The following is a 14922-nucleotide window of genomic DNA, read 5'->3' as shown; positions in this document are numbered from 1 at the left end:
ATCTTAAGCGGCCTGCGGGCCGCTTTTTAGTTGGTTTCCTGGCTATCGGCCTCGATAAACGCCTTGGCTCTTGGGCCCTGCATGTAAGCGACATTGAGCCGTAACCAAGGGGTGGCCTGATGGTCCGGCAGAAATAAATGCCCAGGTGAAAGTGTCACACCCCATTTTTTTGCGGTTGCCTCGATTGTCTCAAGCCGCGTAGCAGGCGGCTTTGCCCAAATGAACATGCCGCCTGTCGGCTCGGTAAATATTTCCCATTGGGCTTGCTTCAACTGGGCCAGGGCGATAGACATCTGGTTGGAAAGCCGACTACGTAGCCGTTCAGTCAGCTTTCGATAGCTGCCATTTTGCAGCATGGTAGTGATGACCTGTTCTGCAAAATGAGGTGCGGAAATGCTGGTTAACATCTTGATGTCCACCAAGCGCTGAACCCAGGTGGCGGGTGCGGCGATAAACCCGACGCGCAGTGAGGAGGATAGGCTTTTTGAAAAGCTCCCCAGATAGAACACGCGGTCAAGGGCATCCAGTGTTGCTAAACGTGGTGTCGGTGCTTGTTGGAAATCGGCATAGATATCGTCTTCGATAATCTGAAAATCGTACTGGTCAGCAAGTTGTAATACTCGATGGGCAATGGCGGGGGCTAACGTGCTGCCCGTTGGGTTATGAAACACGCTGTTGGTATAGAACAGTTTAGGGCGGTATTGCTTAAGCAGGTCGGTCAATCGCTCGATGTCTGGCCCATCGGCTAAGCGAGGTACGCCAATGACTTTAACCCGCTGCAAATGCAGTAATCCAAAAAAGTTGTAATAGCCCGGCGATTCAACAAACACCACATCGCCAGGTGCCAGCAATAACCGCACTAATAAATCGAGCGAATGGCTGCCACCGCCGGTTGTGACAACTTGTTGTTCGCTAGCATTAATCGCCAGGTTGCGAAGACGTTCCTTTATCAACTGCCGCAGGACCTGGGGCCCTTGCGGGGTGCTGTACTCGAAAATACCTGCACGGCTCTTGCGCGTGACTTGGCGAATGGCGTAAGTGAGGTCTTCCCCTTCGCGCCAATCGTTAGGTAACCAGCCGCAACCCAGATTCAACGTCTTTTCATCGGCGTTAAACACGCCCCATAAGCCATTCGTCACTTCTTCAAGTGGCGTTGATGCCGCGGGTTGAAACAGCTTCAGCGCATTATCCGCTACATAGAACCCCGAGCCAGGTTGCGAGCGCACGAGCCCTAATGCCACCAACTGCTCGTAAGCGTCGATGACCGCATTACGGCTGATGCCATGTGTTGCCGCTAGATGGCGTATCGAGGGTAGGCGACGCCCACCCGTCGCTGCGTGTTGCTGGATCCACTGACGAATGCCCTCTTCAAGCTGTTTGGCAACGGGGGTGGACGCGCACCGGTCTATCGAGAATTTCATAACAAACTTGTTCACCTAAACTGTTCATGAAAAGGGCGAAACAGTGTCTTGGTAATAGCGGCTAAGTGTACCTTATTGCTGGTCAGCAAAACTGCGAGCGTAACGGTTCGATTGATTGTATAGAGAAATACTTCCATGAACCGTTACCAAGCGTTTCGCCTGTCGTTCGCGTTATGCATGATTACGACGGCGGTTAATTTACCAGCACCGCTTTATGACGCACTGGCGGCACGAGATGGCCTGGGGGTTGGGGCCACAGCGGTTGCCTTTGCCTGCTATGTGGCTGGCATTATGCCGGTGTTGCTGGGGCTCAACGGCCTGGCCGACCGAGTAGGGCGTAAGCCGTTAATTCTTATGGCACTTCTATTGTGCCTAATAGCCACCACGTTAATGCTAGTGGCACCGGGGCTATGGGCGCTTGCTATTGCAAGATTTCTGCTGGGCATTGGTACCGCTTTCACGACGGCTATCGCGTCTGGCTATATGCAAATGCTGGTGGGGCGTCACGCTCAACAGACATCCACGCATTATGTGACAGCCAGCACGGCATTGGGTTTTGGCCTGGGAGCCGCGGTGACAAGCGTGTTTATCCTTTTGGCGCCAAGTGTCACACCACCCAGTTTTTGGCTATACCTGGGTGCTGCTGGTTTGGCGTTGATGATGGTCATTACCCTGCCAGACGCAACCGAGCGCTCTAGCGGGCGCGCCATGAGGCGTTTGCCAGCTTACCCACACGGTACGCTAGGCTATGGGTTGGCGATTTTGCTGGCTTGGGCAACGGTGGGTTTGGTGATCGCCATACTGCCTTCCACGCTTAAACAACATGGATTAAGCGCGTGGAGCGGTTTCGCCACTTTCGGCGTTTGCAGCGGCGGGGTGCTGTTTCAACCCTGGGCGAGAAAGCTCCCACCGCATCGCGCAACGGCGCTGGGGTTATGTATTTTACCCTGGGCTTACGGCCTGATCGCGTGGGGCGCTATTGAAGGCTATTTAGCGGCCGTATTAGCGGGCACGCTCGCAGCCAGTAGTGCTTGCTACGGGTTTATTTATTTAGGTGGATTAAGCGGCGTGTTGGCTATCGCAAAAGACATACCTAACGAGGCGAGCGCGGGGTATTTTTTAATGGCCTATGTAGGGTTTAGTCTGCCGGTGGTAGTCACGGGCGTGCTGGTCGATGCCCTTGGTCACTCAGCCGCATTAACGCTGTTCGGCGGTGTATTGCTCGCTGGTGTTAGCGTGGCCGGTGTGCTGGTCAAGCGGTCAGCGCGCGACGCCTGTGAACCGAGGCACACGGCAGGTTGAGTGGTTTAGCGGGATGTCTCAACCAGCAGCCCACAAGAGGGCGCGGCCCAGCGGGTGTCGGCGGTGAACACTACGTCGCAAACCACAGGGGAGTAGCAACGCCTCACTTCTTCATCGACTTTCACTCGCAGTTGGTCCTGAGCCGCAATGGAAACGTCAGGTGTGGCGGGTAATACCACATGCACGATGACATACAGCAGGCGGCCGGGGCGTACCATGCGTACACGCACTTCTTGGGTGTCGATATCCGCCAGTGCACGCCCGACGGCCTGATGGACCGGCTCTGCAAGGGCTTCTTCTGGCGTTTTGTTGAGCAGTTCCTTCAATGCCTGTGAGGCCATGCGCACCGGTACACCCATGCACATTACGACAACGGCAATGACCAGCAGCGGGTCGATATAAGTGAGTACGCTTTGCCAGTTGAGCTTTTCGAAGATCAACACCAGGCAAAAGGCCGCCAGGACCGCCGCTGAAATCACGCTGTTGACGACCCAGTTCGCTTTGTCGGCTTCCACCAGCGGGCTGCTGACCGAGCGCAGACTGCGGTGCATGACCCAGGCTGTCAGCGAGCAAGCAGCGGTTGCAAAGAGGGCGTAAGCGATGGCGATGCCTGCCGCAATTGCACGTCCGCCCGTCAGCAACGCCGCAATGGCATCCACCAGGGCGAATATCGACACGCCAAAAATCAGCAGTCCCTTGCACAGGTTCACCAGCGACTCGAAGTAGCTGTAGCCAAACGGGTACGACTCGCTATCCGGACGGCTAGCCAGGCGACTGACCTTGATGGTGACCAGCGCAACGCCGAAATAAATCAGGTTGAACAATCCATCCAGCAGAATCGCCTGGGAATTGGATGCCAGTGTCGCGGCAATACCCGCACAGCCGATCAGCAATGCCATGAAGGCGGAAAAGGCTAAGGTTCTGGATTCTGTCTTCACAATGGTTTCTTCCGGTGTACAGAGTCAAAATAGCTGGCAAGCATAGCAATTTTGTTCGCAACTTATCTAATGCTACTAAGCATCTGAGTCCTTCAAAATTAGTGCTGTTTTTAAATAGAGATGTGGAGGTTCATTATGCAAACGACTTTTCTTTCGGCTTATTGCCAGTTATGGAAAATGCTATTCAAAAATATGGAGTAGTGTGATTCCTAGATTAAGAACTCTTGTCGATTTGAGAGGCAGTTTCTATAAGTTTATCGAGTTACTTTTGTAAGCGATCTCTTACACATGTAAGAGATCGCTGTGACGTGCCCTGCACGGGTTGCGCTTCGCTTCTGGCTCGCTATTCTGACCGTTTCTCATTAAGCAGATAACGATCCAAGGAGTGGCATTATGTCTCAAAGGATGGAGACAGATAAGACGGGCCTACAATTCACCCTAACGCTCCCCGGCGTTGAAGAGATCGCGGTGATCGACTTTACCCACCGCGAAGCGCTCTCCCAACCTTTCAATCTGGCGCTCAACCTGGCCAGCCGCGATGGTAGCCTGGATGCTGCCGACCTCCTGGATCGTGAGGCTTCATTGACGATCTGGCAGGACGGCGAACCGCTGCGCCGCGTGCACGGCATTGTCAGCGAATTTGGCCAGGGTGACCGCGGCCATCGGCGTACCTTCTACTCGCTAGTGATGCGCCCGGCGATGTGGCGGCTTTCGCTGCGCCACAACTCGCGGATTTTTCAGAAAGTCGACCCGCTCACCATTATCAATACCTTATGCGATGAGCGGGGCATTCGCGACGTGGCCTTTGCGGTCACCCGCGAGCTTGCCGAGCGCGAGTACTGCGTACAGTACCGCGAGACCGACCTCGCCTTTATCGAGCGCCTGGCCGCCGAAGAGGGGCTTTTTTACTTCCATGAGTTTGAGGACAGTGACAACGGCGCCCATCGGCTGATCTTCGCCGACGACCCCCAGGTGCTGACCCATCTTGGCGAGCGCACGTACCACAGCCGCGCCGGTGGCACCGCGCCCACACGTCATGTGCGTAAACTCAGCCATACCGCCAGGGTGGCGAGTTCGTCCGCCACGCTGAAAGACTACAGCTTTAAAAATCCCGCCTATGCGCAGCTCCACGACCACCTGGGCCGTGATGTGGAAGGCCATGGACAGCAGGGCGTCGTTGATAAAGGGTACGAACACTACGACTACCCCGGTCGCTATAAGCAGGATGCTTCAGGCGAGCCCTTTACCCGTATTCGCCTGGAACAGCTGCGCCGGGAAGCGATCACCGCCAGCGCCGAAAGCGACTTGCCCGAACTCGCCCCCGGCCTGCGCTTTAGCCTGACGGATCACGACGCCGACAGCCTCAACCGCGACTGGCAGGCTATCAGTGTTCTTCACCACGGCGAACAGCCTCAAGCGCTGGAAGAGGATGGCATCACGCAGGGCGACGCTGCCGGGATGACCCGCTACCACAACCAGGTCACGTTGATTCCCGGCGATGCACCCTGGCGGGCGTCCCCCAACCCCAAGCCCCGTGTCGATGGCCCCCAGGTCGCCTTTGTGGTTGGCCCGGAAGGCGAAGAGATTCACTGCGACGAGCACGGCCGGGTCAAGGTCCAGTTCCCCTGGGACCGCTACGCTGAATCCAATGAAACGGCCAGCTGCTGGGTGCGAGTTGCCCAGGGCTGGGCAGGCGGCGGCTATGGCAGCATCGCCATTCCGCGTATCGGCCATGAGGTGATTGTCTCGTTTCTGGAGGGCGACCCGGATCAACCCTTGGTTACCGGGCGAACCTATCACGCCGTGAATACCGCGCCTTACTCGCTGCCGGAACACAAGACTCGCACCGTCATCCGCACCCAAAGCCACAAGGCCGACGGCTTTAACGAACTGCGCTTTGAAGACGAAGCGGGCGAAGAGCAAATCTGGCTCCACGCCCAGAAAGACCTGGAGCTGCTGACGCTTAATGACCGCACCGAAGAGATCCGCCGCGACAGCCATATCAAGGTTCAAAACGACCGCATCAGCGAGATCGACAACGACGATCACCACACAGTGCATAACAACCGCCACACCAAGATAGACGGCGACGATCATCTAACGATCGATGGCACCCGCCACGAGAAAATCGGCCGAGCACAGCTGCTGGAAGCGGGGCAGGAAGTGCATCACAAATCAGGCGGCAAGACGGTGATCGATGCCGGCGCAGAGATCACCCTCGAGGCTGGGGGCAGCTTCGTCAAGCTCGACCCCAGCGGCATTACCATCGTTGGTGCCCAGGTCAAGATCAACTCTGGGGGTAGCCCGGGCTCAGGCAGCGGGCAAGAAGCCAGCCCTCCAGAGCTACCCCGGCATGCAGAGGGAGAGGAGCACGCTCGCATCGACTTCTCAGGCCATGAACCCAGCCAGCAGGCCAAGCGGGTCGAGGCAGAAGGAGTAGGCAAGCGAGAGTTCCTCGTCGACGTGACCAGCGGCGGTCAGGATGGACAGCAGGCGCGCCTGCGCAAGAGACGGAGCCCGACAAAAGGGGGGCAAAACGGATGAGTGAAGGCGATCTCAAGGAACTGCAAGACGAAGACACTGACCTGGGCATTCGACGGCGGGTCGAGTACGAAGACGAAGAAGACGGCACCCTGGCACTGGTCATTCCCAAGCGTGAAGGGGGCGGCGACATTGAGATACCGCTGGTGGAGCACGCCCGAACCGTCTTCGAGCGCACCGATGGCAGTTTGCAGGACAACACCCTGCTGGCCGTTCGTCCCCTGGCGGAAGTGGGTCGCGACCGCCCTGTGCAACAGAATGGTGTCACGACTTACACCGGCATCGCCGCCGCCATGCTGCGCCCGGGTTATTTGTACGTGTTCTTCGACAACCGCTTGTGGCGCGAACTCGAGGTCGGCCCCGACGGCAAGCTCAGCGATGTGGACCTTACGCACTATCGCGAACAGGCAGAGGGGGGCGATACCCCCAACGAGCGCGCCAGCGAAGGCGAATGGCTCGATGACATCCTGTTGCCAGCCATGCTGCAGAGACAGGCTACCCTGCATTGTGTGCGCCTCGCCTACAGCGAGATTGCCTGGAGCTGGCCTTATATTACGTGGCTGGAAGCAAACCCCGGCCAACTTGAAGTTCGCACCACCGCCGTCGGGCATGCCCATGCCGTGATTTTCGATACCGAGAAGCAGCTCTCCATGCAGACAGGTTTTCCCGCCGGGCGCGTGGCCGACCAGCCAGCGCTGCGCGAGCGCGATCTGGGTATCGAACTGATGCTGGAAGCCCCCGAAACCTTCACGGCCGATTTTACCGCACCAGCGGGCGACGAATTGTGCACCAAACTCAAGACCCTATGGGAGCAGGCAGGTGAAACCGATCGCGCGTCGACGCTTGCCCTGGAATGCGAGGCAGGCGACGATCTCTTGGCCAGCATTCGGGAAAACGCAGGCATCGTCGCCGTGGCACTGCCGGATCCCCTGTTTACGCTGCGCCATGGCCTGGCCCAACTTCACCTCGCCCAACACTACCTGGACGGTCTCGATAGCCTGCTCAGCGACAAACCGTTGGCACATTCCGCGAAATTAGTGCGCCAGGCGCTCTACGATGTTTCAGAAAACGGTGAACAGACGCCTCTGGCTGAATACCGCGACACCATTGATCAGGAAAAATTGAATCAAACTCTGAATCAGGCTGAGCGCGATCATGCCGTGGCGCGGGTGCAACATCACATCGAATTATTGGAACCACTGATCAGTGACGGCACCTTAGTGGCGGTATTGCGCGATTACAGCAGCCATCATCAATTAGGCATATGTGAGCTCTATGCGCTATGTGGTGACTTGCTAGGTGTGTTGCAGCAATTGCCCGGCATCTTGCGCGAACAAGGCGCAGCCGCTATAGGGGCCAACGTTAAGGCGCTGCTCACTCGGCTGCTGAGCCGTCAGGATTTACAAGCGCTGTGGTGTGATGATTCAGACAGCGAAGAAAGCGAGAATGATGGCAGCGGTAACTTCCGGCCAGCGTTTCTCCGTCAACTGGCCGAAGACAACAGCGATATTGATGAAGCGGGTGCCACAGGCTTAGGCATGGAATCTCTGGGCGTTATAGCGCAGAACCTCTCGGCACAAGAGCTTGCCCAGCAAAGCTACGTTATCAGCTTGGCCAATGCCAGTAAGGTCAGCGGGCTGATCAGCACCATCGTAGGGCAATGGAGCCAGGCGGTGCTGCGGGCCGTCGAAAAGGTCAGCGACGATGTGGAGACCGTTCAGCTAAGGCGTACTTTCACTGCCGTTGGAAACCACGCCAACCTTATCGATGGCAACCTGCGAGGCGAACTACACGTCATGCCGCGTGGCGACGTCGACTTGAGCCGCTATACCATCATCGGCGTACATGGCGATGGCATCGCATGGGGATTGACCGATCGCGACCGTACCAGTGGCGCCCTGCAGACCCAACGGGATTACCTTTACGCCGAACAGGTGGATCCAAGAGGCAATGTGAGTGCCTCGACCAGTCCGAAGCGTATGTCGGCGGAAGTCGACGATGCCATTCGCCAGGTGGCAGGGCATACTCTGGTATACGTATTGCCCGTCGGGCACCCCGAGGCGGCTAACCTCAACCAACTACGCCTAACGAAAATTGCCGGGCAGGCCAAGTTGGTGATCGATGGCCCGGCGGTGTCGAGGGTGTTAGTAGGGTTTGCGATTTATAATCTTGGGCGAGAAACAGTCAGCGCGGTCAAAGCACACCAAGCTGGAGAGCTTACAGGGCTTCAACTTTCTAAGGCACTGAGTGGCTTGGCAGATCTAAGTGCAGCGTCAATGAAGCTTCACACAGTGTTATATCCAACTTCTAACACGCTCATCGGCAAGTTTGTGCAAAGAGCTTGGTTCGATATGAAAAGCTGGCCGGTTATTGGGTCAAGGCTGTCCCAGATCGGTGCAAGCACGCTTGTCCGAACTATTGGCTTGTTTAACTTTTTTGCCGGCGTTTTCACCGTTGGCGTTAGCTCCTGGGAGTTGCGCAATAGCCTGCAAGGTGGTGACCATGATGCTGCGATAGGCCATGGTATAGCGGTTGCCGGAGGTTCGCTGTTTCTAGCCGCTCCCTTAATGCCAGGGTTATTGCTGATTCCTGGTTGGGGCTGGGCGCTACTGGGGTTAGGGTTGGCCATTGGCGGCACCAGCTATGCGGCGATGAATCAGGACACCCCTTTCGAGCAGTTGCTAAGGCGAGGGCCATTGGGCACACACGCAAGTAGCGATATGGCGTCAATGGATGACCAAGCCTACTACCCGCAGCTATTGACACAGCTTAGCCCTGTCGAGGTTAACGTTAAACGCTACGGTGTATTGGAACCCAATGAGCGCCAGGCCTTGCTGGATAGCGTCTGGGAATCGACACGAGAATCACCCAGCAAACGGGATTATGTCGTTACCATCAGCACGCCGCTGATCAGCCGCTACAAAATCGGCGACGCCTTGACACTGGCGGTGCAAGAACTCGAGCAGACCGATACCGGTACCATTACTCCGCTTGGCACCTATGAAAAACTCTCGAATATCACCCGGGCACCGGAACCCTTTGAAATTGGCAAGCGCCAGTTGCTGCCGCAGCAAAGTGCCGTTCGCTTTCTGGTCAAGCGCAAGGTAGCCGAGGAGAGCTTCGAGATGAGTGGCACTTCGGTGACATCGACTTCCCGGCTCCGAGTCGCTATGCAGGCCAGAATCGAATGGGAACTGGACGCGATGGTACTGCCCACGCCAATGCTTGATCATTATGAAGCCTATAGTGAACAAGAGCATGGAACGTTACCGGCCCGTGGTCATCGTACGGTCGATAATCCAATCAGCCGTCTAATTCGCACATTGGTTGGCAGGCAGCAAGATCCGCAGTACTGGTATATCAAGGAATTCCGCGTATGAATGAGGCTACCTCCTCCCCTTATAATCCAGGTGCCTATAGTAGCGACGAGATCCCTTCATTACCTGAAGCACCCAAGAAAAGGGGTCGTTTAGGTGAAGACCTGCTGCCTTTCGGTGATTATGCGCATATCAACCCCTATCAGCAGATTTGCGCGGACGCCGAGCTGGTTCAACATATGGAGCAGAAAGATAAACAATTCTATCTATCAGATGATTGGTGGTGGGATCATCAACGCATCCGCTTTATAAAAAGCCAGCTGGGGTTATCTGTATTATTAATGGCTTTTCCTTTTTTATACTTTTGCTTTCTGGTGTTTTTTCCTTTTTACCTCTCGTATGTAATTGTTTTTTATATGCAAGACCATGATCACAACGCCGTACTAGCCATGTTAATTTTTCTCGCAGTGGCGGGGGGGGGGCTGATAGGCGCAGCAATTATCGGCGCTTATACCTGCCAATCCGTTATGAACGGGATTATCCGTGGTTGTGCTTACCTTGCGAGGCCTTTTCAGGGTTGGCTTGCCAAGCGCGGCAATAGTTATATGAACAACCGCCAAAGTGAGCTTAATCGCCAAACCGGCATGGTGAGCTTCGCACAAGGCAAGAGGAAGCCGCCGCTAAGAGCACCTTTCGTCGAATTCGACGGCTATGTGGAGCGCGTAGTACAGCGGGGCGGCGTGTTCTACCGATTGATGTTTGTCCATCGCTATACCGGCAAGCAGTTCAACCAGACGTCGCTCAGCGCCATTGTCGATCATCAGCACGAAGTCCGGGCTACATGGGATATGCTGCAACGCTATATGGACGTCAGCCAGCCGCTGCCGGACGTGCCCCGCCTGGAGCCCTTCCGTCACCTCGATCCCACTACCGCTGAGCACGACCGCCAAACCGGCCGTAACCCGCGCTACTGGCGCGATCTGGATCTGGAAGCCTGGAAGAAGGGGGATGGCGCCGCTCATATCAAGGCACAGATCGCGTATCCCTGGGATCGCAAGCGCTGCCAGCTAACGCCTCAGCTCGGGAAGGTGGAGATGGAGGCGTATCGGCAACGGCAAGAGGCCGCTGCGGTATGAGTGGATCAAGCTACTCTCGTTATGGTCACGGCACATACCGCGCCAGTGCCATACCCCCGTTGCCCAAGGTGCCTAAGGAAAGAGGCCGTGTAAGTGAAGACCTGCTGCCTTTCGGTGATTATGCGCATATCAACCCCTATCAGCAGATTTGCGCGGACGCCGAGCTGGTTCAACATATGGAGCAGAAAGATAAGCAGTTCTATGAATCGGATGATTGGTGGTGGGATCATCAGCGGATCCGCTTTATTAAAAGCCAGCTGGGGTTATCTGTATTGTTGATGGCATTCCCAGTAGCTTATTTTTTTGTCCTACTTTCTTTTCCTTATTTTTTTATTTTGAGCATTTCTGATGCCGTATTTGAATACAACAGAACCTTTGCTAGCGTTGCTATTCCCTTGGTGGCCATTGTAGGATTTTGTTTGGTTATGATTGCCACTGTTTACACAACACAGCCTGCTTTTAACGGTCTGGCTAAAATAATCAGCTTTTTGCTCACGCCATTCCATAAATGGTTTGCGAGTAGAGCCAACCGCTATATGCAAAACCGTCAAAGCGAGCTGAATCGCCAGACCGGCATGGTGAGCTTTGCCCAAGGCAAGAAAAAACCGCCCCTAGTGGCGCCCTTTGTCGAGTTCGATGGCTATGTCGAGAGCGGGGCGGCGTGTTCTACCGATTGATGTTTGTCCACCGCTATACCGGCAAGCAGTTCAACCAAACATCGCTCAGCGCTATCGTCAATCATCAGCACGACGTCCGGGCTACATGGGATATGTTGCAGCGCTATATGGACGTCAGCCAGCCGCTGCCGGACGTGCCGCGCCTGGAGCCGTTCCGTCATCTCGATCCCACCACCGCCGAGCATGATCAGAAGACCGGCCGCGACCCGCTTTTCTGGCGCGATCTGGATCTGGAAGCCTGGAAGAAGGCAGATGGCGCCGCTCATCTCAAGGCACAGATCGCGTATCCCTGGGACCGCCAGCACTGCCAGCTAACCCCTCAGCTCGGGAAGATAGAGATGGCAGCGTATCGGCAACGGCAAGAGACCGCTGCGGTATGAGTGGATCAAGCTACTCTCATTATGGCCCCGGCGCATACTGCGCCAGTGCCATCCCCCCGTTGCCTAAAGCGCCTAAGGAAAGAGACCGTGTAGGTGAAGACCTGCGCCTTTCGGTGATTATGCCCATATCGCCCCCTATGGCCGACGTCGTCGAATCTGCTGGCCCAGTCGAAGTGATATGAAAAAGCGATGGAGGAAGACAGTTTCCACACCTCCTCCTAACGTCAACTATTACCCCTCAATCCACACCTCATCGCCTTTGAATTCGATCTTCCAGGTACGCAGCTTGACGTCCTCATCCTCCAGGCACTGCCCATCTTCCAGTCGGAAGTGCTGCTTGTAGATGGGTGAAGCGACCACCGGGGCTCCTTTTAAATCGCCGACAATGCCCCGGGCAATGACGTTGGCGTTGGAGAACGGGTCGTGGTGGTCGAGGGCGTAAAGCTCGTTGCCATGGCCGGGTAAATAGAAAATGGCCACCTGGGACTGAGTTTCGTCACTATCGAGCCAGGCGGCAACCCCGGAAAATTCAACCAGGTCGGCTTTGGTGCAGACTTTTTGCCACGTTTTGCTGTTTTCAACACTCACTGTATCCATCTCTTTTTTCATTGCCGTTGCGGTCATGGGATGCCTCGTCGTTTGATCCGTTTTTATTCAGTGAAAAGCTTCGCTTAAGCGGGCCGTAGCTGACCGCGCTCGCTGGTCATGATGATCGACGGGTCCGGACGCTCGTCGTTGACGAAGCTTCTGAAGCGCTTGAGCTTTTCCGGGTCGCTGATCGCGTCGGCCCATTCGCACTGGTAGTTGTCGATCACGGTTTGCATCTGACGCTCGAGCTCATCGCCAATGCCCAGGCTGTCTTCAAGAACTACCTCTTTGAGGTAATCAAGGCCCCCTTCGAGGTTCTCACGCCATACCGAGGTACGCTGCAGGCGGTCGGCGGTGCGCACGTAGAACATCAGGAAGCGGTCGATGGTGCGGTAAAGCTGCTCGTCATCCAGGTCGGTGGCGAATAGCTCAGCGTGGCGCGGGCGCATGCCGCCGTTACCGCACACATAGAGGTTCCAGCCGTTTTCGGTGGCAATGATGCCAATGTCCTTGCTCTGGGCCTCGGCGCATTCGCGGGTACAGCCGGAAACACCAGACTTGATCTTGTGCGGCGAGCGCAGCCCCTTGTAGCGGTTCTCCAACTGGATCGCCATGCCGACGCTGTCCTGCACGCCGTAGCGGCACCAGGTGCTACCTACGCAGGATTTCACCGTACGCAGCGACTTGCCGTAAGCATGGCCAGTTTCAAAGCCGGCGTCGATCAGCTCGCTCCAGATGTCCGGCAAATCTTCCAGGCGTGCGCCGAATAAATCGATCCGCTGCCCACCGGTGACTTTGGAGTAAAGGCCATATTTCTTGGCGACTTCGCCGAGCACGATCAGTTTATCAGGGGTGATTTCACCACCAGCGACACGGGGGACCACCGAGTAGGTGCCGTTTTTCTGCATGTTGGCCATGAAGGTGTCGTTGGTATCCTGCAATGGCACATGCGACGCGTCGGTGATCGGTTCGTTAAAGCAAGAAGCCAGAATCGAGGCCACCGCGGGCTTGCAGATATCGCAGCCCAGGCGGTGAGTCTCAGGGTTGCCGTGCTTTTCGATCAGCTCGCTGAAGGTTTTGATGCCTTCCACCCGGACAATGTCGTAAAGCCCCTGGCGGGTATGGGCGAAGTGCTCGCAAATCGATTTGTCGACTTCGACGCCGCGGGCTTCAAGCTCGTGGTCCACCACGCTTTTGAGCAGTGCGGTACAACCGCCACAGCCTGTGCTGGCCTTGGTTTCGCCTTTCACGCCTGCTAAGTCGACCGCACCGCCGTCAATGGTGGCGCAAATATCGCCCTTGGAGACGTTATGGCAGGAACAGATGGTGGCGGTTTCCGGCAGCGCGCCAGGGCCCAACGCCGGGGCGGCACCACTGCTTTGCGGCAGAATCAATGAGGCAGGTTCGTCAGGCAGTTCGATGGCGTTGGAATAGTATTGCAGCAGCGTGTCGTAGGCACTGTTGTCGCCCACCAGCATGGCACCCAGCAGTTTCTTGCCATCGCTGGAGACGACCATCTTGCGGTACACCTGGGTGAGCGGGTCGAGGTAGCGGAACATGCGCGCCCCAGGGTTTTGATTGCCGTGGGCGTCGCCAATCGAGCCGACATCCACCCCGAGCAGCTTGAGCTTGGTGCTCATGTCCGCGCCACTAAAGCGAGTGTCGCCGTCTGTCAGGGTGGCCAGCGCCGCCTTGGCCATTTGGTAGCCAGGGGCGACCAGGCCAAAGATGCTCTGGTTCCACAGCGCGACTTCACCAATCGCGAGGATGGCCGGGTCGCTGGTCTGGCATTGGTCGTCGACCACCACGCCACCGCGCTCGCCAATCTCAAGGCCGCAATCGCGGGCCAGTTGGTCGCGGGGGCGAATGCCCGCCGAAAACACGATCAGGTCGGTTTCCAGCACCTTGTCGTCCTGGAACACCATGCGGTGATGGCTTGCGTCACCGTCTTCAATGCGCTGAGTCGACCGTTCGGTGAGCACCTGGACCCCCAGCGCTTCGATTTTTTCGCGCAGAAGTTCGCCGCCTTCATTGTCCACCTGCATGGGCATCAGGCGAGAGGCAAACTCAACCACGGCGGTATCCAGGTTCAAGCCGCGCAGCGCATTAGCGGCTTCCAGACCGAGCAGTCCGCCGCCGACCACCACGCCGTTGGTGGCGTTTTCCGCCGCCGCGCGAATGTCGTCCAGGTCATCCAGCGTGCGGTACACCAGGCAGCCGTCGCGGTCATTGCCGGGAATCGGCGGCACGAAAGGGTACGAGCCGGTGGCCAGTACCAGCTTGTCGTAGGGGTAACAGCCCTGATTGGTTACCACGTCTTGCGCGTCGCGATCGATCTCGATCACGGCCTCGCCAGTGCGCAGCGTGACGCCGCTGGTGTCGTAGTAGTCGGCTTCGCATAGGGCGAGCGACTCAGCGTCGCGACCGCTAAAGTATTCCGAGAGATGTACCCGGTCGTAGGCGCGATGACGCTCTTCACCAAACACGGTGACCTGATAGTGCTCAAGGGCACCGCTATCAACGAGCTGCTCGACCAGGTGGTGGCCGACCATACCGTTGCCAATAATGATGAGTTTCGCTCGGTTTGCCGTGTTGTTGGCATTCACTGTTGGGGTAGACATG

The 14922-nt window shown here is 56.6% G+C and carries 10 protein-coding genes; 6 read left to right on the top strand and 4 right to left on the bottom strand.

Features of this window, described 5'->3' with window-relative positions:
• Positions 1–26: 26 nt before the first annotated feature.
• Entirely contained in the window at positions 27–1421 is a 1395-nt protein-coding gene (locus tag HXW73_RS12830) for an aminotransferase-like domain-containing protein (RefSeq protein ID WP_186253469.1), read from the bottom strand.
• A 135-nt stretch (positions 1422–1556) separates the two neighbouring features.
• Here HXW73_RS12830 and HXW73_RS12825 point away from each other — a divergent pair, with 135 nt between their 5' ends.
• Positions 1557–2723: an MFS transporter gene (locus tag HXW73_RS12825; protein ID WP_186253468.1), complete on the top strand. Its 1167-nt coding sequence runs from the start codon at positions 1557–1559 to the stop codon at positions 2721–2723.
• Between the two features lie 5 nt (positions 2724–2728).
• Here the strand turns inward: HXW73_RS12825 and HXW73_RS12820 are convergent, their stop codons facing one another.
• Entirely contained in the window at positions 2729–3661 is a 933-nt protein-coding gene (locus HXW73_RS12820) for a cation diffusion facilitator family transporter (RefSeq protein WP_186253467.1), read from the bottom strand.
• Between the two features lie 393 nt (positions 3662–4054).
• Here HXW73_RS12820 and HXW73_RS12815 point away from each other — a divergent pair, with 393 nt between their 5' ends.
• From HXW73_RS12815 to HXW73_RS17785, 5 genes are read left to right on the top strand one after another with little or no spacing between them, the layout of a single operon-like run.
• Positions 4055–6205, top strand: coding sequence for a type VI secretion system Vgr family protein (locus tag HXW73_RS12815; protein WP_240538628.1), 2151 nt, complete (start codon positions 4055–4057; stop codon positions 6203–6205).
• Complete coding sequence (locus tag HXW73_RS12810; protein ID WP_186253466.1) at positions 6202–9582, top strand: toxin VasX; 3381 nt, start codon at positions 6202–6204, stop codon at positions 9580–9582. Before HXW73_RS12815 ends, HXW73_RS12810 begins: the two co-directional genes overlap by 4 nt.
• Positions 9579–10655, top strand: a complete 1077-nt coding sequence (locus tag HXW73_RS12805; protein ID WP_186253465.1) for an MnhB domain-containing protein — start codon at positions 9579–9581, stop codon at positions 10653–10655. The genes HXW73_RS12810 and HXW73_RS12805 overlap by 4 nt, the downstream gene beginning before the upstream one ends.
• On the top strand, positions 10652–11332 hold the full coding sequence (locus HXW73_RS17790; RefSeq protein ID WP_222105004.1) for a hypothetical protein: 681 nt from the start codon (positions 10652–10654) through the stop codon (positions 11330–11332). Before HXW73_RS12805 ends, HXW73_RS17790 begins: the two co-directional genes overlap by 4 nt.
• Positions 11317–11712 (top strand): hypothetical protein, encoded by a 396-nt coding sequence (locus tag HXW73_RS17785; protein WP_222105003.1) that lies wholly within the window; start codon positions 11317–11319, stop codon positions 11710–11712. Before HXW73_RS17790 ends, HXW73_RS17785 begins: the two co-directional genes overlap by 16 nt.
• A 231-nt stretch (positions 11713–11943) precedes the next feature.
• Here HXW73_RS17785 and nirD read toward each other — a convergent pair whose 3' ends face one another.
• Positions 11944–12336, bottom strand: coding sequence for a nitrite reductase small subunit NirD (gene nirD, locus HXW73_RS12795; RefSeq protein ID WP_186253464.1), 393 nt, complete (start codon positions 12334–12336; stop codon positions 11944–11946).
• Positions 12337–12383: 47 nt separating this feature from the next.
• Positions 12384–14921, bottom strand: coding sequence for a nitrite reductase large subunit NirB (gene nirB / locus HXW73_RS12790; protein ID WP_186253463.1), 2538 nt, complete (start codon positions 14919–14921; stop codon positions 12384–12386).
• Between the last annotated feature and the right edge of the window lies 1 nt (position 14922).

This window comes from Halomonas sp. SH5A2 (assembly GCF_014263395.1).
Lineage (GTDB): Bacteria > Pseudomonadota > Gammaproteobacteria > Pseudomonadales > Halomonadaceae > Vreelandella.
This window is presented reverse-complemented; position numbering and strand designations above follow the sequence as displayed.

Bases quoted from the DNA above. Each gene is read 5' to 3' on its own strand.
- HXW73_RS12805 (WP_186253465.1), top strand. From the start codon at position 9,579: ATGAATGAGGCTACCTCCTCCCCTTATAATCCAGGTGCCTATAGTAGC.
- nirB (WP_186253463.1), bottom strand. From the start codon at position 14,921: ATGTCTACCCCAACAGTGAATGCCAACAACACGGCAAACCGAGCGAAA.
- HXW73_RS12825 (WP_186253468.1), top strand. From the start codon at position 1,557: ATGAACCGTTACCAAGCGTTTCGCCTGTCGTTCGCGTTATGCATGATT.
- HXW73_RS12830 (WP_186253469.1), bottom strand. From the start codon at position 1,421: ATGAAATTCTCGATAGACCGGTGCGCGTCCACCCCCGTTGCCAAACAG.
- nirD (WP_186253464.1), bottom strand. From the start codon at position 12,336: ATGACCGCAACGGCAATGAAAAAAGAGATGGATACAGTGAGTGTTGAA.
- HXW73_RS12810 (WP_186253466.1), top strand. From the start codon at position 6,202: ATGAGTGAAGGCGATCTCAAGGAACTGCAAGACGAAGACACTGACCTG.
- HXW73_RS12815 (WP_240538628.1), top strand. From the start codon at position 4,055: ATGTCTCAAAGGATGGAGACAGATAAGACGGGCCTACAATTCACCCTA.
- HXW73_RS17790 (WP_222105004.1), top strand. From the start codon at position 10,652: ATGAGTGGATCAAGCTACTCTCGTTATGGTCACGGCACATACCGCGCC.